Here is a 24,277-nt window from a genome sequence, read left to right as displayed (position 1 = left end):
TTGATGGACATGTCCACCAGGGTGTGCTTCCGGCATCCGCTGCTGCGATCGGCCGCCTACCGGTCCGCGTCGGCGGCGGAGCGGCAGGGGGCTCATCGGGCCCTCGCGGAGGCTACCGATCCGACGACCGATGCCGATCGCCGGGCCTGGCACCGCGCGCAGGCCGCCATCGGTCCGGACGAGGAGGTCGCGAGGGCTCTGGAGGCGTCCGCCGACCTCGCCCTGGCCCGCGGCGGTCCTGCCGCCGGCGCCGCATTCCTGCAGCGCGCGGTGGTGCTGAGCGACGATCCGGTACGGCGCACCGAGCGCATCCTGGCGGCGGCACGGCGAAGCCTGCAGGCCGGCGCGTTCGAGACCGCGCTCGACCTTCTCGCGGCGGCTGAGGCAGGCCCCCTGGACGAACTGCAGGGTGCTCGGGTAGACCTGCTGCGCGGCCATGCCGGATTCGCGTCGGCACTCGCCGGCCAAGCCCCCGCACTGCTGCTCAAGGCCGCTCGGCAGCTGGAGCCGCTGGACCGGGACCTGGCGCGGGAGGCCTATCTGACGGCCTGGAGGGCTGCCGTGTCCACCGGCAGTCTCGCCGTCGGCACTGACGTCGGCGAGATCTCCCGCGCCGCGCAGGAGCTCCGGCCGCCGGAGCGGGAAACCGGCACCGCCGACTTGGTGCTCCAGGCATGCAGCCTGCTGGGCACCGAGGGGCTGGGGGAGGCGGCACCCGCGCTGCGGCGGATCGTCTCCCTCTTCACAGGCTCGGCGATCGGTACGGCGGACGAACTCGAGCTGGGCTGGTTCGCGCAGGCGGCAGCCGTCGCCCTGTGGGACACGGACGCGTGGCATGCCCTCCTGACCCGACAGGTCCGCCTGGCCCGCGAGGCCGGGGCTCTCGACAGGCTGCCAGCCCTGAGCGCCTGCCTGGGCGTGTCCGCAGCCTGGAGGGGAGACTTCGCGACGGCCCTGAGGCTGGGTGCGGAGTGCGATGCGGTCTGCGCGGAGACCGGTGTCACCATCGCCCCGTACGTCGCGATCAGGGTTGCCGCTCTGCGCGGCGACGAGGACGAGGCCCTGCCGCTGATGGTCTCCGCGCCGCTCGAGAGCAAAGCACAAGGACAGGGCCTCGCCGCGTCGTTCGCCCATTGGAACGGCGCGACCCTGTGCAACGCCCTGGGCCGCTACGGCCGGGCGCTGGCCCTGGCCGTAGCGGCCGCGACGGAGACACCAGGGCTGTTCGTATCACTGTGGGCGCGGATCGAACTCATCGAGGCGGCCGTGCGGGCCGGACAGCCGGAGCCGGCCCGCGAGTCCTTCGAGGAGCTGCGGCGATCGACCCGCGCGAGCGGCACCGCCTTCGCGCTGGGGATCGAGGCCCGCTCGCGGGCGCTGGTGTCGACCGGCGCCGACGCCGAGGTGGCGTACCGCGAGGCGATCTCCCGTCTGAGACGCACGTGCCTGCGCCCGGAACTCGCCCGCGCCCATCTGCTCTACGGCGAGTGGCTGCGCCGCGAGAATAGGCGTAGCGACGCACGCACCCACCTGCGCACCGCGCACGACATGCTCGTCGACCTAGGTTTCGCGGCGTTCGCCGAACGTGCCCGACGCGAACTGCTGGCCACCGGTGAACGGTTGCGACGCCCGGGATCCGGCGCCGGCGTCGCGCTGACGGCGCAGGAGACGCTCATCGCCCGGCTTGCCGCGGACCGGTGCACCAACCCAGAGATCGGCGCTCAGCTGTTCCTGAGCGCCCGCACCGTCGAATGGCACCTTCGCAAGGTGTTCATGAAGCTGGATATCGCCTCGCGACGGGAGCTGTCCGCGGCTCTGTCACGGCTCGACTGAAACTCCGCCCGTACGGGATTCCTTCGACCGTCCGGATCCTGCCGCAGGTCACGGGGTGGTCGGGGCCGCGGAGTGGTCCAGAGCGGAGCTGAGTTCTCTGCGGGACGAGACACCGAGTTTCCCGTAGACCTTACGGAGGTGCCATTCGACGGTGCGAGCGCTGAGGAACAGTTGGGCACCGATCTCCGGATTGGTGCGGCCTTCGCAGGCGAGCCGCGCGATGAGGCTTTCCTGTGCGGTCAGGACGCTGGTGTTCGCGGCCGTGTGTTTGCGTACCCTCTCGCCGGTGGCCAGCAGTTCGTGGCGGGCGCGCTCGGCAAAGGCGTTCGCGCCGATCTCGGACAGCAAGTCGTGGGCGGCGTGCAGGTGGGTGCGTGCGTCGCTGCGCCGGTTCTCGCGGCGCAGCCACTCCCCGTACAGCAAATGGGCGCGGCCGAGTTCGGGCCGCAGCCTGGTGCGGGCCAGCAGGTCGATGGCCTTCTCGTACAGGGCCTTGGCGTTCGCCCCGGTACTGAGCAGGGCTCTGGAGCGTGCTTCCACCCCGAGTCCGAAGTCGGTGGCGCCAGCCCGTGCCGACTCCGCGAGCCGCTCCAATGCGGCCTCAGCCTTCTCCGGGGCCCCGCTTCTGGCCGCGGCCTCTATCAGCTCGGGCAGCGCCCACAGTGACACGTACAACCCCGGCGCATCGGAACTCGCCTGCTCCGCGGCTGTGAGCGCCTTGTCGTAGCGGCCGTGTCCGTTGTGCAGGATCGCTTCCGCCCAGTGGGCGAAGGCCACGGCGATGCCTTGTCCGCCAGCGGTGGCTTCGGCGACGGCCGCCTCGATCAGTGGCAGGGCGACGGCCTGATCGCCGCGCAGGCTCGCGAGCATCAGTGAGGTGAACGGCGCCGCCTGGGTGCCGGTAGCCTCGCATACCGCCTCGGACTCGGTGATCAGCGCGGCCGCCGCGGCGAAGTCCCCGGCCCAGACCGTCGCGGTGCCGAGTGCCGCCAGCATGACCGGGTACGAATCGAACACACCGGCCGCACGCATGATGCCAACCTGCCGCTCCAGCATGGCGCGCCAGGCATCCAGGTCCCCCAGGGCGCTGCTGGCCGCCTGCGCGAACCAGCCCCACCGCAGATCCTCTGCCGGGGGTATACCGGGATCCGTGAAGATGTCCGCGACCCGTCGTAGCTTCGGCGCTGCGGCGGACAGGCCCTCGGTGACCAGCAGGGTGAGCGAGTCGAGGACCAGCTCGGCTCTCTCGGGCCGCGCTGACCTTGGCAGTTGCTGGGCGGAGGCGGACACCTCGGCCAGTCCACCGCCCGTTGCCAGGCTGCCGGCGAGCAGGGCCGAGATCCAAGCTGTCAGGTAGGTGTCGAGTGCCAGGCCCAGATCGAGCGCCTCGAGTCGCTTGGCAGCCTTCAACAGCAGTGGAGGCGCCTCGCTCCCGAGCCCGTGGGCGAAGGCGACATGCCCGCGCAGCAGGTCGACGCGTGCGCTCTGCAGCTCGGTCAGCGGGGCAGCCTCGGCCGACGCCAGCAGTTCCAGGGCCGGGTCGTACGCCCCTGCCCGCAGGTTCGCCTGCGCGGCTGCCAGAACGCGCTCCACACGGCGCATCGGATCGAGGGAGAGCCGGACCGAACGCTCCAGAAACGCGGCGGCCGCAGCGGGTCCGCCGCGAGCCTGAGCCCGCCCGGCCGACCGCTCCAGCGCCGCGGCGATCTCCTCGTCGGGTGTGTCACTCGATTTGGATCGGTGCCAGACCTGACGGTCCGGATCTACCTGCGGGTCCGTCGCCTCCGCGAGCGCGAGATGCGCGGCCTCGCGGTCCGTGGGCGATCCCGCCCGGTACGCCGCCGACCGGAGCAGCGGATGACGGAACCGCACCCGGGTGCCGAACTCCGCGAGGTCGGCGTCGATCGCGGGCGTCGCCGCCCACCGCGGAATGCCGAGGCGGGCCGCGGCTCGCCATACGAGAGCCGAGTCGCCCGACGGATCGGCGGCGGCCAGCCGCAGGAGCGACTGGGTCTGGTCGGGCATCGTGCTCAGCCGGCGGTGGAAACTTTCCTCGATACGGCTGGACAGGGGCACCGTGCTGGGCAGTCCGAACCCGCCCGCCAGTTGCGCGGGGGTCAGGTCCCGCGGCAGCTCCAGCAGAGCGAGCGGATTACCGTCGGCCTCGGCCAGGATCTGATTGCGGACCTGTGGGTCCATCGGACCGATCAGTGTGGAGTCGAACAGTGCGCGTGCGTCCGCCTCTGGAAGACCGGTGATCCGCATTTCCGGCAGACCGGTGAGATCCTCGCCGGGAACCCTGGTGCCGAAGACGAGCGCGATCGGGTCCGCCGCCAGGCGGCGCGCCACGAATCCGATTGCCTGCGCCGAGGCCCGGTCGAGCCACTGCTGGTCGTCCACCACGATCAGCAGCGGCTGCTCCTCGGCCACCGTGGAGAGCAGACCCAGGACGGCGAGCGCCACCAGGAACCGGTCCGGGGCCGGACCTTCGTCCAGCCCGAACGCCACTCGCAGCGCGTCGCGCTGCGGAGCGGGAAGGTCCGTCGTCCGATCCAGGAACGGCGCGCACAGTTGATGCAGCCCGGCAAAGGCCAGCTCCATCTCCGACTGCAGCCCGACCACCCGCATCACATGGCAGCCGGCGGCCTGGTCGGCCAGGAAATCCAGCAGTGCTGTCTTTCCTACGCCCGGGTCGCCGTACAGCACCAGCGCACGGCTCTCGGCGGCCCGTAGGGCGGTGATCAGCTGGGTGAGTGCGACCCGCTCAGCCCTCCGGTCGACGAGGGTGTTCGCGAGATGACCCATCTCATGCTCCCAAAGTGGCCTGATCTGCACCAAAGTGTCCTGATCATGCCATGCGTAGGAACCCACGACAATCCCCGGCGCCCAGCAGGTCGCTGGGGGTGGGGCCCGTGCCGCGTCAGGCCTGCGGATTCAGCTGTCCGAGGTGCGTCAGCTCGCGGCGCGATCGGATGCCGAGCTTGCCGAAGACCTTGCGGAGGTGCCATTCGACGGTGCGGGCGCTGAGGAACAGTTGGGTGCCGATCTCGGCATTGGTGCGGCCCTCGCGGGCGAGCCTGGCGATCAGCGCCTCCTGCGCGGTGAGGCTGCTGACCGTCTCGGGACTGCGCGTGCGAACCTGCTCGCCCGTTGCCAGCAGTTCCCGGCGGGCCCGCGCTGCGAACGCGTCCGCTCCGACGGCGCTCAACAGGCCGTCGGCCGTGCGCAGATGCGTACGGGCGTCGGCGCGGCGGCCGGCGCGGCGCAGCCACTCGCCGTACAGCAGGTGCGCGCGGCCGAGGTCCGGTCGGAACCCGGTACGGGAGAGCCGTTCGACGGCCTCCCTGTAGAGCCTCTCGGCGGCCTCGCCCTCGTTGAGCAGTGCACGGGATCGGGATTCGATGCCGAGACCCAGGTCGGTGCCGCCGGCCGTGGTCGATTCGGCGAGTCTGGCCATGGGGCCTGCCGCGAGCTCTGGTCTCCCGGTGCGCACCGCCGCCTCGATCAGCTCCGGCAGCGCCCATAGCGCGACGAACAGGTCGGGCGAGCTCTCACTGGAGCGGGTGGCCGCGGCCAGTGCTTCCTCGTAGCGGCTGAGGCCGTTGTAGAGGATCGCCGCGCCCCAGTTCGCATAGGTCACCGCGACGCCCTGTCCGGTGACCGGGGCTCCGGCAACGGTGGCCTCGATGATGGGGACCGCCTCGTCGGGTTCGCCCCGCAACGCGGAGAGCAGCAGGGGAGCGAAGAACTGGGCGGGGGCACCGGTCGCCTCGCAGAGCGTGTCGGACTCGGCGATCAGGGCGGAGGCGTCGGCGATGTCCCCGGCCCACACCGTGACGGTGGCCAGCGCGGCCAGCACGATCGGCAGGAGGTCGAAGGCGCCGGCTCGGCGCATGACGACGCTCACCTGCTGCAGGATCGAGCGCCAGGCGTGGTGATCCCACCGCCCGACCGCCGCCGCGTGTGCGAACCAGCCCCAGCGCAGGATCTCCTCGTCGGTGAGGTGCGAGTCGGTGAAGATGTCCGTCGTTCTCCGCAGAGCTTCCTTCGCGGCCTTCGGTCCCTCCGCGATCACCATAGAGAGTGCGTCGAGCACCGCCTCTGCCGGGTCAGGACGCTCGGATGCGGGCAGTTCGCGCGCGGCTTCGGACACCTCCCGCAGGCCTCCGCCGGTTGCGAAACCTCCGGCGAACATCGCCGCGAACCACGCGTTGAGGTAGGTCTCACGGGCCAGATCGAGGTCGAGCGGCCTCAGCCGTTCGGCGGCCTTGAGCAGCAGGGGCGGTGCGTCGCTGCCCAGCCCGGAGGAGAAGGCGACGCGTGCGCGCACGAGGTCCGCCCGGGCGCTCTGGGAGTCATTCAGCGGTTCGGCCTCCGCCACGTACAACAGGTCCAGGGCCCTGTCGTATGCGCCGGCCTGCAGGTTGGCCTGTGCCGCTGCCAGCGTGCGGTCGGCGCGGCGTCCAGGATCCGCGGTGAGCAGCACGGAACGTTCCAGGAACGCCGCGGCTGCGGCCGGTCCGCCGCGTGCCTTTGCCCGGCCCGCGGACTGCTCAAGGTCGGCCGCGGCCGCTTCGTCCGGTCCGGACGCGGCCTGCGATCTGTGCCAGGCCCGCCGGTCGGGATCGGCCAGTGGGTCGGTCGCATCGGCCAGAGCTCGATGCACCGCCTGCCGGTCCTGCGCTGACGACGAACGGTAGACCGCCGAGCGCAGCAGCGGATGCCGGAACGAAACCCTCGTGGCGAACCGGGCCAGCTCCGCCTCCGCCGCCGGCGGTGTCGCCGCGTGGACCGAGACACCGAGTCGCCCGGCGGCCCGGTACACGAGGGAGGTGTCACCGGACGGGTCGGCCGCTGCGACGAGCAGCAGCAACCGGGAGTCTGCCGGGAGGGAGTCGAGCTGCCGAAGGAAGCTCTCCTCGATGCGGCTCCACAGCGGCACGGCTCCCGGCAGCCCGAACCCGCCCGCCAGATCCGCCCGCTTCAGTTCGCGTGACAACTCCATCAGCGCCAGGGGATTTCCGGCTGTCTCGGCTACCAGCTGTTCGCGTACGCGTTCGTCCAGTGGTCTGGTCAGCATCGAGTCCAGCAGCGTCCGGGCGCCCCCCTCCGACAGGCCGGACACTTTCAGCTCGGGCAGCGACCGCAGTTCCTCGGGGAGCGTCCGCGTCGCGAATACCAATCCGACCGGTTCCGCAGCGAGTCGCCGTGCCACGAACCCCAACGCCTGGGCCGAGGCGCGGTCCAGCCAGTGATGGTCGTCGACCACGCAGATCAGCGGACGCGCTGACGCGACCTCCGAGAGCAGGCTCAGCACGCCCATTCCCACCAGGAACCGGTCCGGCGGAGCCCCCTCGCTCAACCCGAGAGCGACCCGCAACGCCGCGCGCTGCGGCACCGGAAGGCTGTCCAGCCGATCCAGCAGAGGCGCGCACAGCTGGTGGAGGCCGGCGAAGACCAGCTCCATCTCCGACTGCACACCCGCCAGACGGAGGACCTGGCACTCGGACGCCTGAACGGCCAGGTGGTCCAGCAGCGCGGTCTTCCCCACACCCGGTGCGCCGCGCACCACAAGAGTCTGGCTCCGGCCGCCACGTACCGTGTCGATGAGCTGAATGAGCCGGTCACATTCGCTCCGGCGGTCGATCAGCCTCGCCCCGGGCACCCCTTCTTGTGCGGGCAATTACGTCCTCCCCAGCGGATCCGAGATCCGGGCGCGGTGCCGCCGGAACGGAGCGAAATTCTATGACGCCAAGGCGCAGGACGGCCTGCCACACAGTCAATTGACCTGGACAGATGGCCGTCAGTGTCGCAGGAAGGGCAGCAGGATCCGGTTGACCTCGTCGGCATGCGTCCAGAGCAGGCCGTGCGGTGCGTCGGGGATCTGGTGGTACGCGGCCTGCGGCAGCAGTTTGTGCAGGGGTCGGCTGGTGGCGTCCGCGGGGAGAAGGCGGTCGTGGGTGCCGTGCACGATCAGCAGGGGGATGTCCAGTGAAGCGAGGTCGGCGCGGAAGTCGGTGATCCAGGTCGGGATCACCGCCACGGCCGCCCTGGGCGACGCGGCGGTCGCGATGTCCAGGAAGTGGTCCGTGGCATCGACGGCGATCCTGCTGCCGAGGTTCTCGTCGCTGTTGAAGTAGTCGCCGCGGAGTGCGGTGAAGTACACCCGGAGGTCGCGGCGGGCCAGGGCGATCAGCGCGTCGAACGCGGACAGCTCGATGCCGTGCGGATTCTCGGCCGTGCGCAGCAGAAATGGGCCGAGCCCGGACAGGAACGCCGACCTGCTCACCCGAGCCGACCCGTAGGTGGCCAGATAGCGGGTGATGTCACCGGTCCCAGAGGCGTGGCCGACCAAGGCTGTGTCGGTCAGGTCCAGTTCGGTGAGCAGCGCGTCCAGGTCCGCCGCGAGGACGTCGTAGTCGTAGCACTCCCCGTGGTGCGACGAGCGGCCGAACCCCCGGCGGTCGTTATGTGATCACGCGGTGGCCTGCGGCCAGCAGCGGAGGGACCTGCCGGTTCCATCCGCGGCTGTCGAGCGGATAGCCGTGTACCAGGACCACGGGGCGCCCGGTGCCATGGTCCTCGTAGAACAGTTCAACCGCAGTGTTGTCTTGGTCGACGGTGATGTGAGGCATGACCATTCCCAGGGCGGAGAGGCGCGCGGAGCCTGGGGCGGATGCCTCCGGCTCCCGCCCAGCCTGGCCGCGCGCCCGTCGGGTTCGCATCGGTCATTTGACTGCGGTGTGCCGTCAACGCAGGGATCTGAAGGCGGTGCGAAGCTCCTTGGAGAAGGCCGCGTCTGCTCCCAGGCTGCGAAGTGGGCCACCCTGGCGAGAGACTTTCATGCCTGTACGGAGTGCCGCCGGGAGGGCCACATCCGGCCGTCTGCACCTCGCGCCCGGAACTCCCGCTGGTCGGCCAGAGCCAGGGGGCGATCCGGGCGCCAGCGCCGTGTCGGTACGGCGTCAGTGGTTCTTCCACCACTCGATCACCAGTGAGGCGTAGGTGTCCGGGGCCTCTTCCCAGACGAAGTGGCCGGCGTCGACCACATCGAGTGTGCTGTTGGACAGCCGAGCGTGCAGGTACTGGGCGTTGCTGGGCGGGACGACGGGGTCGTGCGCCCCCGCGATGATCCGGACCGGCGTCTGGATGCCGGGCAGGGTGTCACCGAGGGCGGGCAGTTCGGTCGGGTAGGTGCGGACGTACAGCATCGAGTCGACGAACCGCCGGCCGGCGTACGAGGCGAGGTAGTCCGCGCGGATGTGGTCGGGGATCGGGCGGGCCGGGTTGATCTGGGCCATCGTGGCGGTGATGACCTGCTCCGGATCCTGGGCCCGGTACTGGTCCAGGTCGCCGGTGACCCATCCGGCGAGGGGCTCGCCCAGCTCCAAGGGGAACGAGGTCCCGCCGCTTCCGACGACGACGCTGTGGAAGCGGTCGGGGTGTCCCGCTGCCGCGAAGAGCGCCGCGCTCGTCCCCACATCGGGCCCGACGACGTGGACCCGCTCCAGCGACAGCTCGTCCATCACACGGATGAGGAAGTCGGCCGTCGCGCGCGGCGAGAACAGGTCGGCGCGGCTGTCCGACTGCCCGAAGCCGGGCAGGTCCACAGCGACGACGTGGGCCTGCCGGGTCAGGGCGGCCCAGGTGGGCTCGAACGCGAACAGGCTCTCGGGCCAGGGGCTCAGCAGCAGTGCGTGCGGGCCGGCGGCGCCGCTGTCGGCGTATCTGATTGACAGATCGTCGACATTGATGCGCTGGGTCCTGATGGGAGATTTCGCTTCGGTGCCGTACACCGGTTCGCCTTTCATTTTTTGGGATCTACTCGGCGAGGAACGCCAGCAGGGCCTTGTTGACCTCGTCGGTGTGGGTCCAGCCGATCGCGTGCGGCCCCTGTTCGACGCTGACCAGACGCACGTCCTTGATCAGCCCGGGGAGCCTCGCCGCCGTGGCCTCGAAGGGCAGGATCCGGTCCTCGGTTCCGTGGACGACGAGGGTGGGCATGTCGATGTACGGCAGGTCGGTGCGGAAGTCCGTCAGCCAGGTGTCGACGCATGCGAGGGAGGCGTGGGGCGATGCCCCCGCAGCCACGTTCCACGAAGCGCGGACGGCCGCGTCGCTGACCTTCGTACCGCCGAGGACGTCGATGTTGTAGAAGTCCGCGAAGAACGCGTCGAAGTACGAGTAGCGGTCGGCGACGATCGACTCCTTGATGTTCTCGAACACCGCGCCGTCGACGCCTTCGGGGTTGTCGTCGGCCTTCAGCAAATAAGGCGCCAATACGCCCAGCAGCACCGCCTTGCGCACCCTGGCCGACCCGTGGGTGCCGAGGTAACGCACGACCTCGCCCGTGCCCATGGAGAAGCCGACGAGCACCACGTCGGTGAGGTCCAGGTGATCGAGCAGCGCGGCGAGGTCGCCGGCGAACGTGTCGTAGTCGTAGCCCAGCGTCGGCCGGCTCGACCGGCCGAAACCGCGGCGGTCGTACGTGATGACGCGGTAACCCTGGGCGAGCAGTGCGGCTTCCTGGTGCTCCCAGGAGTCGCCGTTCAGGGGGTACCCGTGGATCATCACCACCGGCCTGCCGTTCCCGTGGTCCTCGTAGTGGATCTCGATGGGGGCGCCGTTCTCGGCACCGACCGCCAACTGCGGCATGATCCCTCCTTCGCGTCGGGGTCTTTCCGCCAGCCTGCTTGGGGCAAGCGGCCGTCGCACCGGTCGATGACCCGGGCCGACACCCTGGTCGGCTGGCCGTCCACCGCACCCGTGGGCGGCGCATCACTCGTAGACCTGATGTCCCTGGCGTGAAGGGCCCGCGGGTGAGACCCGGCCGGGCACCGGGCCAGTGACTTCCACTGGTGTGACGCCTCGACCGGCGATGAACAGTGGCCATGTGGAATCCACCCCATCGAGGAATGGAGGGAGCATGACCACGATTCACCTCACTGAGGTGACTACCTCGACACCCGAGCAGTTCATCGCCGGACTCACGGACTTCGGTCCGGGTCGCTCGAAGCTCTTCGTGAACAGCCACGACGACCACCTGAAGGTGCACGACGTGGGACGTGACCACGCCAACGTCACCGAGGGCTCGGCAGGTGTGTGGGAGCGGCTGTACTACGACTGGTCCGATCCGGACCACGTCGTCGCGACCACCATCGACTCCAGTGTGTGGGCTGGGCACTCCGGCCACACCTACACCTTCAAGCGGCGGATCGACGGGATGACCGAAATCGACGCCGTCATCGTGCGGGACGGCAAGAACGCCAAGGGCCTTCTGCTGGAGTTCGTGCTCGCGATCTTCGGCAGACGCGTGCTGGGCAAGGCCTTCCACAACAGCATCCGGGCGATCGAAGCCCGGAACATGTCAGCTACCACGACGAACCGGGCGGAGGCCTGAGGACCATGAAAATGCCGAAGATCGGATCGCTCGGCCGCTACATTCTCACCGCCGTTCTCGGCGTACTGCTGCTGGCCGGCGGGACGGTGGCGCAGGCCGACGTTTCGCAGACGACCAAGGTGAAGCCGACCATCGTCCTGCTGCACGGGGCGTTCGCGGACGGCTCCAGCTGGTCCGGAGTCACGAGCCGGCTCCAGAGCGACGGTTATCAGGTTGTCGCTGCCGCGGTGCCGCTGCGGGGAATCGCGTCCGACGCCTCGTACCTGCGCGGTGTGCTCGCCGGTATTCCGGGTCCGAAGGTCCTTGTCGGGCACTCCTACGGAGGCGCCCTGGTCAGCCAGCTGGCCGACACTTCTGGAGTGAAGTCGCTCGTGTACGTGGCGGCGTTCATCCCCGAGGCGGGCGAGACGCTCGGAGCGTTGAACTCGCAGTTCCCGGGCAGCGAGCTCGGTCCGGACACGACCACCACGATCAGCTACCCCGGTGGGGTCGACCTCGCGCTCAAGCCCGAGACCGCCCACGCGATCTTCGCTGCCGACATCCCCGCCCGGCAGGCGGCGGTCGCCATCGCCGCCCAGCGCCCGGTGGCGGCCTCGGTCTTCACCGAGCCGGTCGAGCGGACCGCACCGGCCGCGCTTCCGAAGTACGCCGTCATCCCGACCGGTGACCACGCGATCGCGCCCGCAGCTGAGCGGTTCATGGCCAATCGGGCCGGCGCCAGGATCATCGAGGTTCCCGACGCCTCCCACCTGGTCGCGATCTCGCGACCCGATGCCGTGACCAAGGTGATCGAACGCGCCGCGCGCTGATCCCGCACCGACCACGAGCCGACCGACGCCCCTGTCCGGTCGGCTCGTGGCGTTGCGGTCTTCCCGCCGGCATCAGGTGCCGGCAGTAGGCAGGTTGTAACCCAAGGGCAGGTTGTAACCCAAGGGCAGGTTGTAACCCAAGTGGCCGGCCGCGCAGTCGATCACGCGGCTCGCCTCGCCCCGCCTTGGCTATCCGCCTGCGCCGACGCGCCGATCGTCGCGACGCGGCGGCAAGGCCTGCCGCAGCTCTCTGCGTGAATTGATCCCGAGTTTCCCGAACACCTTGCGCAGATGCCACTCCACGGTCCGCGCGCTGATGTAGAGCTCGCCACCGATCTCGAGGTTGGTGCGGCCGTCGCGCGCCATCCGGGCGATCTGATCCTCCTGCGGAGTCAGGTCGTTGAGGGTGTCGGAGGTGCGCCTGCGGACTTTCTCGCCGGTCGCGAGCAGTTCGTGCCGGGCCCGCTCGGCGAACCCGTCGGCGCCCATCGCGACAAACTCCTCGAACGCGTCCTTGAGGTGACCGCGCGCTTCCGCGCGGCGGCGCTCCCGGCGCAGCCACTCGCCGAACAGCAGCCGGGAGCGGGCCGATTCGAACCGCAGCCGCGTGCCGTCGAGCCGCTCCACCGCCTCGGTGTACCAGCGCTCGGCCTCCTCGCCGTTGCTGAGCAATGCGCGGGATCGGGCCCGCAGACCGGCTGCCCAGTCCGACTCCGGGACGTCCGTGTACGACGTCAGCCGGTCCATCGCCTGCTCGGCGGTCGTGGTCGCGCCGCTGCGAACGGCCGCCTCGACCAGGTCGGGCAGGGCCTGGGCGGTGAACGGGCCCAGGCTGCCTGTGGCCGCGCGGATTCCGGCCGCGGTCGCCTCGGAGTAGTGTCCGAGCCCCAGCTGCAGCAGCGCGGTGGCCCGGTCGGTGATCTGCAGCCCGAGTCCCTCGCCGCGCACGGTTGCCTCATCGGCTGCCGACGCCAGCAAGGGTGCGGCCTCGGCGGCGTGGCCCTGGTACGCGAGCAGGAACAGGTCGCCGTAGGACACCCGCCGGGTGCCGGTGATCTCCTTGACCCGCTGCTCCTCGTGACCGAGGTCGCGGGCCCGTTCGACGTCCCCTCGCCAGAGCGCGATTACGCGGTGCGCGTTGAGCGCGTTGGCCAGCGGGGCGAGTGCGCCGGACGACCGGGCCAGTTCGACGTGCCGGGTACTCACGGAGTCCCACGCCTCGAAGTCCCACAGCGACAAGGCCGCGTTGGCGACCGGCACACCCCAGTGCAGGAATGCGTCGGCCGGCACCTCGGCGGCGAGGAAGGACGTCACCGCCCTGCGCAGGCCGGCCGCGGCCGCAGCGGTGCCGTCCGTGACCAGCGTGGCCAGTCCCTCGAGCAGCGCGTCTCCCGGATTCGGGTCATCGGGTGCCAGCCGCGCAGAGCGAGCAGCACGGGACACCGTGGTGAGGTCACCATCGTCGTACGCCAGTCCGCCGGCCACCAGCGACGCCCCCCATGCGTCCAGGTAGGTGTGCCTAGCCAGCCGCAGGTCGAGCGGCTCGAGCCGGCGGGCCGCTCGCAGGAGCGCGACCGGCGCCTCCCGTCCGGACCGGGCGGCCCGCTCGGTGAGGCCGCGCATCAGATCCACCCGGGCACGCTGCAGGTCGCCGACCGCATCGGCCTCGGCGCCGGCGAGGAGGGCGAGCGCCGTGTCGTAGTTGCCGGCGTCCAGGTGTGCGTGTGCGGCGGCCAGTGTGCGCTCGGCACGCAGGCCTGGATCCGAGGTCAGCACGGCCGACCGTTGGAGGAAGGAGGCTGTCGCTGCCACGCCGCCGCGGGACTCGGCCCGGCCCGCCGCGTCGGCCAGGGCAGCCGCGACCTCATCGTCGGGTGCGGTCGTCGCGGCGGCCAGGTGCCAGACCTGGCGTTCCGGTTCGGTGTCCGCGTCGAGTGCGGCGGCCAGCGCCGCATGGGCCGTACGACGATCGTCGACGCTGCCGACGGCGTACGCGGCCGAGCGCACCAGCGGGTGCCGGAAACGCACCTGGCTCCCGCCCCCGAGCAGTTGCTCTTGCTCGGCAGGGGCAGCGGCGTCCGGATCCAGCCCGAGCGACTGCGCGGCCCGCCAGAGCAAGGTGGCATCCCCGACGGGGTCGGCGGCCGCAAGAAGGAGTAGTCGGCGGGTGGGTTCGGGCAGGGCCCGGATGCGCTGCACATAGTGGTCGTGCAGACTCCCGCTGCCGACGGCCGGGAGGGCGAAACCGCCCATCAGCTCGGCCTTGCCCTGGCCGGACAGCTCCAGAAGCGCCAGCGGGTTGCCACCTGTCTCGGCAATGATCCGGTCGCGGACCTGGCGGTCCAGCCGTCCCGGAAATGTGTCGGTGAGCAGGGCCGCGGCGTCCTCGTCGGCAAGTCCTTCGAGGCTCAGTGTGGGGATCCCGGCAAGCAGCTTCTCCGCGGCGAGCTCGCGGACCGCGAACACCATGAGCACCGATTCGGCCAGCAGACGCCGGGCCACGAACCCGAGGAGCTGGGCCGAGGCCTCGTCGAGCCACTGTGCGTCGTCGATCAAGCAGACCAAGGGCTCCTTGGAGGCGGCCTCGGCGAGCAGCCCGAGTACCGCGAGGCCGACGACGAACTTGTCCGGGGCCGCCCCGGACACATGGCCGAAGGCCACCCGCAGCGCCTGCTGCTGCGGCTCGGGAAGCGCCTCGATCAGGTCGAACATCGGTGCGCAGAGCTGGTGCAGTGCCGCGAACGGCAACTCCAGCTCGGACTCGATGCCCGTGACCTGGGCCACCCGGCACCCGGTCGCCCGCTCTGCGAGATACTCCAGCAAGCTCGTCTTGCCGATACCGGCCTCGCCGCGCAGCACCAGCACCGCGCTGTCGCCACCCCGTACCCGGTGCAGCTCACTCTCGAGGCGGTCGCGCTCTGCCGAGCGACCGTGAAGGGCAGTGATCCGTGCGGCCATTCCGCCACCCTAGGGCCACTGCCCTCCGTATTACTTCTAGTCCGCGGTGCCGGACAGGAACTCCTCGACGAGCTCGGCGAACTGCCGCGGGTACTGAAACAGGAACCCGTGGGCCGCATCGCTGAAGACGCGTAGCCGCGCGTTCGGCAAGTGGTCGACCAGCAGCTGCGAGTTCACGGTTGGGATCATCAGGTCGTTGTCACCGTTCGCGACCAGCGTCGGCTGGGTGATGCCGGCCAGCCGGGCCAGCCGGCTCGGGTCCGGGATGCCCCACTCGACGATCGCGTCGTATTGGGCGCAGGCGACCGCGGGGCTGGTGGGCTCGTCGGCGTTCTCGGTGCGGCTGAAGATGCGCTGCACGTACTCGATGCCGAGCGCCCTGCTGGTCTCGGTGACCCCGAAGAAGATATGCAGCAGGTCCTCAAGGCCGTTGTCCGCCTGGTTCGCGGTCCGCTCGATGTCGAACGTCCAGCCGTGCATCTGCCGACCGCCGCGGGGACCGGTTCCGGCCAGCACGATCCGGCGCACCATGCGGGGCCTGAGCAAGGCGAGCTCCTGGGCGACCATGCCGCCCAGGGAGAAGCCGAGCAGGTCGATCCTGTCGAGGCCGACCGCGTCGAGGAACGAGATCGCGTCCCTGGCCATCTCGGTCACGGTCGTCGGCACCTTGCCGGTGGACAGGCCCACCCCTGAATTGTCCAGGAGGATGACTTCGCGGTGCTGGGCGAGGCCGTCGACCAGGATCGGGTCCCAGGAGTCGAGGTTGCCGCGGAAGTGCTGCAGGAACACCAGGGGCGGCTGCCCGGCCCCGGTGTTGCCGAAGCGGCGGTAGGCGTAGCTCACGCCGTTGGCGGCGTCTACGGTCTGGATCGGAGCCGTCATCTGCGACGGCTCGGCTGTCTGGACGGTGCTCATGGGGGTCCTCCTCGGATGCTGAATATGTGCGTGTCGGTGTGCCGGCGACCCCCGGGTGCCTGCGGTGCGCACCCACCAGGGGGACTGCTCGGACTTCCTAGGCCGCCTGGGCCGGGACGAACAGGACCTTGCCGTTCCGCTCGGTCTGCTGTGCGTGGCGCAGCGCGTCGACGTGTTCCTCCAGCGGGTACGTCGCGGCGACCTCGGCGCCGATCACACCCTCCGTGATCAGACCGGCGAGCTCGCCGTACATCTGCTCGAGCTGTTTCGGCGAGGCGGATCGCAGCCAGCCGACGATGTAGACGGACCGCAGCGAGATGCCTCGGTAGATCAGGTCCGGCAGCGGGATCACGGGTGCCTGTCCGGTGACGGAGGAGAAGGCCACGACCGTGCCTCCGTCCTCGACCGCGGTCACGAGCCGGGCCACCTGGGCAGGGTCGCCGGTGCCTTCGTACAGCACGCGCAGCCGGGCGCCGTCCAGGGTGGTCGCCATGCGCTCGGCGAGGTCGTCGCCGTCCACCAAAACCACGTCGGCCCCCAGCCGCCGCACCTCGTCGATCACCTCCTCGCGCCGCACCACGGCCAGCGTCCTGACGCCGGCCCGCCGCGCGAGCGGGATCAGATAGTGCGCCACCGCCGAGTTCGCCAGGTTCAGGCCGACCCAGTCGCCCGGCTGCAGGTCGACGTACTCGTGCAGCAGCACGTATGCCGTGGCCGGGTTGACCGCGAGCATGGCCAGCTGCAGCGGGTCGGCCTCCTCGGGCACCGGCACCACGTTGCTCACGGGCACCACGGTCCTCGTCGCCCAGGTGCCGAAGCGGAACGTCGGCAGCATCACCACGCGCCGTCCGACCAGCGCCGGGTCCACACCTGGCCCCACCTCGACGACCCGGCCGACGCCCTCGGCGCCCATATCCGCCGGCACCTCCGGGTAGACGCCGAACCAGCCCATGGCGAACAGCGGGTCCGCCCCGTTGATCGGCGCGGCCTCGACATTGACCACGACCTCGCCCGCTCCGGCCGAGATCTCGGCCTCGCCGACCAGGGTGATGGTCTCCTCGAGGTCACCGCCGACGGCGTTGAGCACCAGCTTGCTTGTCATCGTCCCTCTCCTCGTTCTGTTGTCGTTTCGGCCGGTGTTTTTCAGTCGGGGAGCTGCTCGCCGTGGCTTTCGGCGACCATGTAGGCCGCGTACCACTCCGGCCAGTTCGCGTCGTGCTCGCCGCCGTTGCGGGCCTCGTGCTCGCCGTGAGCGGCTGCGGCGCGCTTGAGTGCCTCGACCAGGTCGGTCACCGACGCGTACGACGTGGCAGTGGCCTCGATACGTCCGGGCAGCCGTTTGGTGACCTCCTGCAGCAGGAAGACGTTTCCGTCCGGGTCTGCGAACGTCGCGAACGACCCGTAGCTCGCCCGGTCCCCCGCGGTGCCGTCGGCGCGGCCCTCGTCGGCCATCGGCTGGAACTGTGAGCCCGGGGTCTCCGGGTGGAAGACCTTGCTGATGTCGAGGCCCTGGGCGGCGAGGAAGTCGCGTGCCCGGTGTACGTCGGAGACCACCAGGTACAGACCCTCCGCCGTGCCCGGCTCCGCGTTGGTGATGTTCGTGCCGAACTGGATCGACGCGGGCGACCCCGGAGGCGTGAACTGCACGACCCGGAACCCGTTGTCGAAGCTGAAGTCGGCGTCCAGCCGCCAGCCCAGGCCTTGGTAGAACGTCTTGGACCTGTCGACGTCGCGTACCGGGATGACGACCGCTTCGAGCTTCAGGTCGGCGGTAGCTGAAGTGCTCATTTCCTTCACTCCTCGATGCTTGTCAGCCGGGCTGCTGTCACGACCGAGGGTGCGCCGCCGTCCGCCTGGTAACACCAGGGATCGACCCTGGTCGGTGCCCGGGCTGCGGGCACCGGACGAACGGACACGGGGTGATCCGGCCGGCGGCATGTGAGGTCGGCGGTGGGGGGCTGCTGGACGCCGTCGGCGCCGGCGCCATTGGCGATCCCGGCCGTGCCGTGGCGCACGTAGTCGTGGTTCATCACGACTGGGTGGTGGGCAGGATCGGGCGCGGTGCGGTCGATGGCCTTGTGGGTGCCGGAAACCGCGTCCACGCAGGTCACCTCGCTCGCGGCCTTGTGCCCAGGGCGCGGCACGATCATCGCTCGTGCTGATCCGCTTCGCCTGTCTGGCCGTCACCCATGCCTTCGCCGCACTTCTGCTGCTGCCGATGAGCGACCGCGACAAGGATGTGGAGATCCTCGCGCTGCGCCGGCTCCGGTTACTCGTCCAGCCGGATACCGTGCTGCGTTCGCACCGCAATCTGATCGCTCACCGCCACGCCGTCGCATCCCGACCCAAGCGGCCCGGACGCCCCCGCACCGTGCGCTCCATCCGCGTCCTCGTCCTGCGCCTCGTGCGTGAGAGCCCGCGGTGGGGATACCGCAGGGTGCACGGCGAACTCGCCACCCTCGGCATCAAGATCGCCGCCTCCACCGTCTGGGAGATCCTCAAGCAGGAGGGCATAGACCCTGCCCCCGGCCGGACCAGCAGCAGGGCGGACTTCCTATGCTCCGAGGCTGGAGCTTTGCTGACCAGCGACTCCATCTAGACCGTCACGCTTACCGCCGCGCCGGTACATCCCGCATGAACTCGATCATGGAACGCTGGGTCCAGAGTTGCCGTCGCGAGCTCCGCGACCGCACCTTCGCCACGCACTCCGCGAGTGCGAACGGCACCACAACGAGCACCGCACGCTCCACGGACACGATCAGCCATACCGAGGGTCCGACGTCGTGATGCGGCACGATCGTTCTGCCGTTCTTCGGCGCCGACCTGCCGGCCGCCGAGGCTGCGCTCCTCACTGCCTCGCAACGCCCGGTGTCCGCAGCGGTGTTCACCGAACCCGTGCTGCCGGGTGTCTTCGGCGCGTTGCCGAGGTACGCCCTCACCCCGACCGGTGACCACGCCAGAACCCCGGTCGGCAATACGTGCGCGCTGCCTGGACCGGGGGACGGCCCACCTCAGGAACTCCGAGGTAGGGGCCTGAACTTCATGCCAGCACTTGGTACCCCGTCATGCGCCCCGCCAGATGTTGTCGAACGCTGCCTCCTCGATGCTTCGGCGCTGGCGCTCGCCCTCCAACTCGAGTTCCGCATCGCCGACGGCGGCCAGCACGGTTGCCGTATCGTCCGTCAGATCCGATGCGTCGGCGGCTGTTTCGGCCGCCAGCCCGACGGTTGCCGCGAGCGCGGCGAGAAGGGGCTCGCCCGCCTTCCAGCGCTCCTGCGCCCGGCGGCGCGCGGGGGAGTCAGTGAGCACCGGCTCGCCCCCGCCCCGAAAGGACAGTCGGCGCCGGCGCGTCCGGCTGAGGTCTCCGTCCGATTCCAGTGCCGCTTCGTAGCCGTCTGCCAGAGCGCGGCCTCGGCGCCACAACCAGTCGTCCAGCGGCTCGAACGGCTCGTGCCGAACGAGCGCGGTGCATGCCTGGTGCAGGAGGGCGTCATGCGGCGTCGGGTCGCCGTCCGGCACGATGCGGTCGCCGTCCAGCCGGATGGCTCCGAGGTCCAGCAGGTCGATCACCTCGGCGCCTGCGAGCGCCAGCGACAGGGCGCCCCGGCCCACGGAACGGCTCGGGTCGAGTTCCATGACGGTGATCCACAGATCGCGTGCTGTGCTCACAGCTGACTCCCGGAGAGTCCGACGACGTACACGATCAGGATCCGCCGGGCAGGCCCTGGGAGCGATCCGTGGCGTCGGCACGTGCCTCGACGGCTGCTATGGTGCCGTCGAAAGCCTTGCCCAGGACGCGTTCACCGACGAGCCCGAGTACGAGCCCGAGAATACGTCCCTTCAAGTTCTTGCCTTCGCGGATCACCACGACGTCGATCTCCGTCGTGCCGTTCGGCCCCCGGCGCAGGCTGTAGGTATGGCCGGAGTCGTCTCCCCAGACGTTGGAGTCGATGGTCGTGAGGACAATGTGGCTCGGGTCGGACCAGTCGTAGTACAGGCGTTCCCACGTGCCTGCCGAGCCCTCGGTGACTTCGGCGTGGTCGTTTCCGCGGTTGTGGCACCTTCAGGAAGTTGTCGGAACTGTTGGCGAAGAGTTCGGAGCGGCCCGGTCCGAAGTCGGTGAGTGCGGCGAGGAACTGCTGGGGTGTCGCGGTGGTCGACTTCGTGAAGCGAATCGTGGACATACGCCTTCCTCCGTTGCGCGATCCGGTTTCCCCACTGTCCGCACTGTGGGAGTGCGCCACACCCGTGGAGGGCACTGGCCCGTCACCTGGCCCCTGGCCCCTTCGGACCCGCGTGCCGGCCAGGGCTCCGCACGGGTGCCGGGTTGCCGGGCCGCTGCGAGCGTGGTCGCGACCCTGTACCGGCGAACCAGGAGATACGTCATGAACCGACATGAGGAGCCGAGGCCATGAGATTGATGCGCTCAGGGCGTGCTCGGCTTGCCGCCCTGTGTACGACAGCTGTCGGCCTGACACTCGTAGTGGCCGGCATCGCGCCGGCGACCACGGCCGCGGGCGGAGCGGACTCGGCCGACGCCCCGGTCGTGATCGTTGAAGGCGGCCCCGTTCGTGGCGTCACCGTCGGCGATGCCCAGATCTATCGAGGCCTGCCGTACGCGGCCCCGCCCACGGGGCAGCTGAGGTGGCGGCCTCCTCAGGCCCCCGCCGCGTGGACCGGCGTCCGTGACGCGTCCGACTTCGCGCCGAATTGTCCCCAGCCGGAGACGCCGTTCACGGCCGGGCCCCAGGCGGAGGACTGCCTCTACCTCAATGTCACGGCACCGCGGACCAGCCCCGGCCACGCGGGTGACCGACCGGTGATCGTGTGGATCCACGGCGGCGGACTGACCCTCAGCGCCGGCCGTGACTTCGACGCCGCCAAGCTCGCGGCGGCGGGCAGTGTGGTCGTCACCGTCAATTACCGGCTCGGCGCACTCGGCTTTCTGGCGCATCCGGCGCTGGAGTCGAGTCGCGGCTCGGCGGGCAACTACGGGCTGATGGACCAGCAGGCGGCGCTTCGCTGGGTGCAGCGCAACATCGGCCGGTTCGGCGGCGATCCGTCCAACGTGACCATCGCCGGCCAGTCGGCCGGTGGCCTGTCGGTCCTCGCCCACGTGGTCTCCCGCAGCTCCACCGGGCTCTTCCAGCGGGCCATCGTCAGCAGTGGGACCTTCGCCCTGACACAGCAGTCCCTTGCCGCCGCCGAGGCCGGTGGCAAGGAACTCGCCAGCCGCGCGGGCTGTGCCGACCAGAGCGCACGCTGTCTGCGCGCCCTGCCGGTGAAGAGCCTGCTCGACGCCACACAGGGCTTCGAGATCCCGGGCGTCGTCGACGGCGCCGTACTGAAGGAGTCGATCGGCACGTCGTTGGCCGCCGGACGCTTTACGCAGGTGCCGATCATGAACGGTGAGAACCACGACGAACAGCGCGGATTCATGCCGAACGGCGCGGTCGTCAGCGGTGGCAGGTTCGTGCCGCTGCCGCAGGGCGGGGTGACGGCGGACAACTACCAGTCGGCGATCGCGTCCGTGCTGGATGTACCGGCCGATCGCGCCGCGGCGATCGCGACGGAGTACCCGCTCGGCTCCTACCCGTCCCCCGACTGGGCCTTCAGCGCGCTGACAACCGATTCCGAGTTCGCGTGCACGGCACTGCGGACGAACGAGTGGACCGCTCTGCGGATGCCCACCTTCGCCTACGAGTTCAACGACGACGCGGCGCCGCCGCGCTACCCGCCGCAGCTCGACCCGCCGGTGGCGACGCACGGATCCGAGCTCCCGTACATCTTCGACCTGCCGAGCGCGACCTACCAGGACCCCCTCAGTCCTGATCAGGAGCCGCTGGCGGACGCGATGCGGGAGGCGTGGGTGAACTTCGCGGCCACCGGCAACCCCTCCACGTCCGACGTGCGCTGGCCCGCGTACCGCCCAGGCGGCCGGGGGCTGTCACTCGTGGCACCGACACCGCAGACCGACACTTCATTCGCGGCGCGGCACCACTGCTCCTTCTGGGCCGCGGGCTGAACCGGTGAGAGGCGGGTCCGTGCTCCGGGGGAGCGCGGACCCGGCCACTTCGCGCAGGTGCCGCTCCCGCCCGGTCGTCCGCGCCACACCCTGGGGTCCGGGCGCGACGACCAGGTGGAGTGGCCAGTGGATCCCCCTGGCGCGTCGGCGGGCTGTCGCGGACGAACCTGTGGTGGAACTCAGTCGAGAACTGCACAGGAGGCGCCGCCATGCGAACAGTCCCACTCGGCTCCGAGGGCTTGACCGTGAGCGAGGAAGGGCTCGGCTGCATGAGCATGAGCAGCACCTACGGCCCTGCTGACGAACCGCTTGGACTGGCGACGCTGCGCCGGGCGGTCGAGCTCGGGGTCACCCTCTTCGACACCGCCGAGTCGTACGGCTCGGGCCACAACGAGACGCTGGTCGGCAGGGGACTGGCGCCGTACCGGGACCAGGTTGTGCTGGCGACGAAGGTCGGATTCGTCTTCGACGACAACCACGACCTCGTCGTCTCCGGCGGGCGACCGATCGTGGATGGACGGCCCGAGCACATCGTCGCAGCGATCGAAGGATCGCTCGGACGGCTCGGTGTCGAGTACATCGACCTGGTCTATCTGCATCGCATCGACCCCGAAGTACCGGTCGAGGACACCGTCGCGGCGATGGCCGGGCTCATCGATGCCGGGAAGATCGGGCACATCGGGCTGTCCGAGGCGTCCGCCGAGACCATCAGGCGCGCCCATGGCACGCACCCGGTGACCGCTGTGCAGACCGAGTATTCGCTGTTCGAGCGCGGCGTGGAAGCCAACGGAGTCCTGGCCGCCGTGCAGGAGCTGGGCATCGGGTTCGTGCCCTACTCTCCGCTGGGCCGCGGGTTCCTGACCGGCACGCTGGACACGGCCACGCTGCATGCCTCGGACTTCAGGAACGACGATCCGCGGCTGAACGGGGAGAACCTCGCGCGTAATCGAGGCCTCCTGGACGCGATCACGGCGATCGCTGACGCGAAGGGTGTGAAGCCGGCTCAGCTGGCGCTGGCGTGGACCATGGCACGCGGCGGGGTGCCCATTCCTGGCACCCGGCGGATCAAGTACCTGGAGGAGAACGTCGCCGCCGCCGATCTCGACCTCACGCCGGCGGAGATGAAGCAGCTGGACGAGGCCGCCCCGGTCGGCGCGGCCTCGGGAGACCGGTACTCGCCCGCGAACATGGATCTGCTCACCCGGTGACCACCGCGACCCGCGAGCGACAGGAGGCAGGTGTGCTACGGGAAGTGTGGCCGTTCGTCGATGCGCATCGTCGGTCGGGGCGGCCGGTGGCGCTGGCGCGGCTGATCGACCGGGACGGCCCCGGGGCGCGTCCGCTGGGGGCCACGTTGGCCACCGCTGAGGACGGCACCTGGCGCGGCTCGCTGTCCGGTGGCTGCGTCGAGGGGATCGTTCTGGAAGCGGCGCGTGCGGTGCTGGCCGGGGGTTCTCCGGAGATCATCGCGGTGAATCCGGGGGAGCAGCTGCTGCCCTGGGAGGAGGCCCCGGTCTGCGCGGGTGAACTGCGGGTGCTCATCACGGCTGCCCCGCCGGATCCGGTGCACGGTGCCATCACCACGGCTCTGGCCGAGGATCGTGTGCTTGCCGTGCGGGTCGGGCTCCGGCCGCCGTACGCCTGGGCCACTGCCGCCGAGCCCGGCCGTCTGCCGGACGACGGGCCCGCGTTCACCGAGGAGCTCGCCGTCCGGCCGAAGCTGGTGCTGGCCGGCGCGACCGATCTCGCCGCGATCCTGGCCGTCCTGGCGGTGCCGCTGCAGAGAAGGGTCGTGATCGTCGATCCGCGGGTCGGTCATGTCACCTCGGGCGCCTTCCCGGGCACCGCCGAGGTCGTGCGTGCCTGGCCCGACGATTGGATCGCCGCGCATCCGCTGACCGAGTCCGACGCGGTGGTCTCGCTGAGTCATGATCCGCGCATCGACGACCGGGCCCTGCGCGCCGCGCTGGCCGGTCCCGCCGGCTATGTGGCCGCTCTCGGCAGCCGGGCAACTCACACCCAGCGGCTGCGGCGGCTGGCCGACGCCAGGGGCGTGGAGCGCTTGATCGGACCGGCGGGGCTCGACCTCGGCGGGGCTTCGCTCGCCGAGAGCGCCCTGTCGATCCTCGCCGAGCTCGCCGCCGTGACCAACGGACGCGACGGGCGCCGCCTGCGCGACGGCACACACCGCATCCACGCCGAGCGTCTGACGGCCGAGAGCGCCGCCCGGCATGTCGTCTGATCGAGCGCCAGTGTCCCTGAGGGCGAGCCCGGGAGCAGGGCCAGTGTGTCCCCTGGTGCGCGGCGCACCGACCGTTGCCAGGCTCTTGAGTTCGA

Annotated in this window: 18 protein-coding genes and 1 pseudogene; 7 read left to right on the top strand and 12 right to left on the bottom strand. The window is 70.4% G+C overall.

Annotated elements, in window-relative coordinates; translation table 11 throughout:
- Positions 1 to 9 precede the first annotated feature (9 nt).
- Positions 10 to 1,833, top strand: coding sequence for a LuxR C-terminal-related transcriptional regulator (locus tag ACFY4A_RS32995; RefSeq protein WP_390832996.1), 1,824 nt, complete (start codon positions 10 to 12; stop codon positions 1,831 to 1,833).
- Between the two features lie 48 nt (positions 1,834 to 1,881).
- On the opposite strand, the gene ACFY4A_RS32990 is transcribed toward ACFY4A_RS32995, so the two are convergent.
- The 5 genes and pseudogenes from ACFY4A_RS32990 to ACFY4A_RS32970 all read right to left on the bottom strand — a co-directional run bounded on the left by ACFY4A_RS32990 (position 1,882) and on the right by ACFY4A_RS32970 (position 10,488).
- Positions 1,882 to 4,638, bottom strand: a complete 2,757-nt coding sequence (locus ACFY4A_RS32990) for an AAA family ATPase (RefSeq protein ID WP_390832995.1) — start codon at positions 4,636 to 4,638, stop codon at positions 1,882 to 1,884.
- A gap of 115 nt (positions 4,639 to 4,753) precedes the next feature.
- Positions 4,754 to 7,498 carry an ATP-binding protein gene (locus ACFY4A_RS32985; protein ID WP_390833035.1) on the bottom strand — a complete coding sequence of 915 codons (2,745 nt, stop codon included), beginning with the start codon at positions 7,496 to 7,498 and terminating at the stop codon, positions 4,754 to 4,756.
- A gap of 138 nt (positions 7,499 to 7,636) precedes the next feature.
- Positions 7,637 to 8,468 (bottom strand): annotated as a pseudogene (locus ACFY4A_RS32980) (alpha/beta fold hydrolase).
- A gap of 330 nt (positions 8,469 to 8,798) precedes the next feature.
- Positions 8,799 to 9,629 (bottom strand): alpha/beta fold hydrolase, encoded by an 831-nt coding sequence (locus tag ACFY4A_RS32975; protein WP_390832994.1) that lies wholly within the window; start codon positions 9,627 to 9,629, stop codon positions 8,799 to 8,801.
- A gap of 25 nt (positions 9,630 to 9,654) precedes the next feature.
- A complete protein-coding gene (locus ACFY4A_RS32970; protein WP_390832993.1) occupies positions 9,655 to 10,488 on the bottom strand; it encodes an alpha/beta fold hydrolase in 834 nt (277 codons plus the stop codon).
- 271 nt (positions 10,489 to 10,759) lie between these two features.
- Here ACFY4A_RS32970 and ACFY4A_RS32965 point away from each other — a divergent pair, with 271 nt between their 5' ends.
- Both ACFY4A_RS32965 and ACFY4A_RS32960 read left to right on the top strand, forming a co-directional pair.
- A complete protein-coding gene (locus tag ACFY4A_RS32965; RefSeq protein ID WP_390832992.1) occupies positions 10,760 to 11,233 on the top strand; it encodes a hypothetical protein in 474 nt (157 codons plus the stop codon).
- Positions 11,234 to 11,244: 11 nt separating this feature from the next.
- Positions 11,245 to 12,042 (top strand): alpha/beta fold hydrolase, encoded by a 798-nt coding sequence (locus ACFY4A_RS32960; RefSeq protein ID WP_390832991.1) that lies wholly within the window; start codon positions 11,245 to 11,247, stop codon positions 12,040 to 12,042.
- Between the two features lie 189 nt (positions 12,043 to 12,231).
- Here ACFY4A_RS32960 and ACFY4A_RS32955 read toward each other — a convergent pair whose 3' ends face one another.
- The 5 genes from ACFY4A_RS32955 to ACFY4A_RS32935 form a co-directional block, all read right to left on the bottom strand.
- On the bottom strand, positions 12,232 to 15,000 hold the full coding sequence (locus ACFY4A_RS32955; RefSeq protein ID WP_390832990.1) for an AAA family ATPase: 2,769 nt from the start codon (positions 14,998 to 15,000) through the stop codon (positions 12,232 to 12,234).
- Positions 15,001 to 15,036: 36 nt separating this feature from the next.
- A complete protein-coding gene (locus ACFY4A_RS32950; protein WP_390832989.1) occupies positions 15,037 to 15,915 on the bottom strand; it encodes an alpha/beta fold hydrolase in 879 nt (292 codons plus the stop codon).
- A 97-nt stretch (positions 15,916 to 16,012) separates the two neighbouring features.
- Positions 16,013 to 17,017, bottom strand: coding sequence for a zinc-dependent alcohol dehydrogenase family protein (locus ACFY4A_RS32945; protein WP_390832988.1), 1,005 nt, complete (start codon positions 17,015 to 17,017; stop codon positions 16,013 to 16,015).
- 41 nt (positions 17,018 to 17,058) lie between these two features.
- Positions 17,059 to 17,703 (bottom strand): VOC family protein, encoded by a 645-nt coding sequence (locus tag ACFY4A_RS32940; RefSeq protein ID WP_390832987.1) that lies wholly within the window; start codon positions 17,701 to 17,703, stop codon positions 17,059 to 17,061.
- A gap of 5 nt (positions 17,704 to 17,708) precedes the next feature.
- Positions 17,709 to 18,017: a hypothetical protein gene (locus ACFY4A_RS32935; protein WP_390832986.1), complete on the bottom strand. Its 309-nt coding sequence runs from the start codon at positions 18,015 to 18,017 to the stop codon at positions 17,709 to 17,711.
- 53 nt (positions 18,018 to 18,070) lie between these two features.
- Here ACFY4A_RS32935 and ACFY4A_RS32930 point away from each other — a divergent pair, with 53 nt between their 5' ends.
- Positions 18,071 to 18,514 (top strand): hypothetical protein, encoded by a 444-nt coding sequence (locus tag ACFY4A_RS32930; protein WP_390832985.1) that lies wholly within the window; start codon positions 18,071 to 18,073, stop codon positions 18,512 to 18,514.
- Positions 18,515 to 18,978: 464 nt separating this feature from the next.
- On the opposite strand, the gene ACFY4A_RS32925 is transcribed toward ACFY4A_RS32930, so the two are convergent.
- A complete protein-coding gene (locus tag ACFY4A_RS32925; RefSeq protein ID WP_390832984.1) occupies positions 18,979 to 19,584 on the bottom strand; it encodes a GPP34 family phosphoprotein in 606 nt (201 codons plus the stop codon).
- Positions 19,585 to 19,618: 34 nt separating this feature from the next.
- The gene (locus ACFY4A_RS32920; RefSeq protein WP_390832982.1) at positions 19,619 to 19,783 is read right to left on the bottom strand and encodes a hypothetical protein; all 165 of its coding nucleotides are present in this window, start codon (positions 19,781 to 19,783) and stop codon (positions 19,619 to 19,621) included.
- A 615-nt stretch (positions 19,784 to 20,398) separates the two neighbouring features.
- Here ACFY4A_RS32920 and ACFY4A_RS32915 point away from each other — a divergent pair.
- From ACFY4A_RS32915 to ACFY4A_RS32905, 3 genes are all read left to right on the top strand, one after another.
- A complete protein-coding gene (locus ACFY4A_RS32915; RefSeq protein WP_390832981.1) occupies positions 20,399 to 21,940 on the top strand; it encodes a carboxylesterase/lipase family protein in 1,542 nt (513 codons plus the stop codon).
- A 209-nt stretch (positions 21,941 to 22,149) separates the two neighbouring features.
- Entirely contained in the window at positions 22,150 to 23,148 is a 999-nt protein-coding gene (locus tag ACFY4A_RS32910; RefSeq protein ID WP_390832980.1) for an aldo/keto reductase, read from the top strand.
- A 32-nt stretch (positions 23,149 to 23,180) separates the two neighbouring features.
- Complete coding sequence (locus ACFY4A_RS32905; protein ID WP_390832979.1) at positions 23,181 to 24,182, top strand: XdhC family protein; 1,002 nt, start codon at positions 23,181 to 23,183, stop codon at positions 24,180 to 24,182.
- The last annotated feature ends 95 nt before the right edge of the window (positions 24,183 to 24,277 follow it).

Origin of the sequence: Streptomyces sp. NPDC001292 (assembly GCF_042896465.1) — a bacterium.
Lineage (GTDB): Bacteria > Actinomycetota > Actinomycetes > Streptomycetales > Streptomycetaceae > Streptomyces.
The sequence above is the reverse complement of the archived record's forward strand: the minus strand, read 5'-3'. Positions and strand labels throughout refer to the sequence as shown.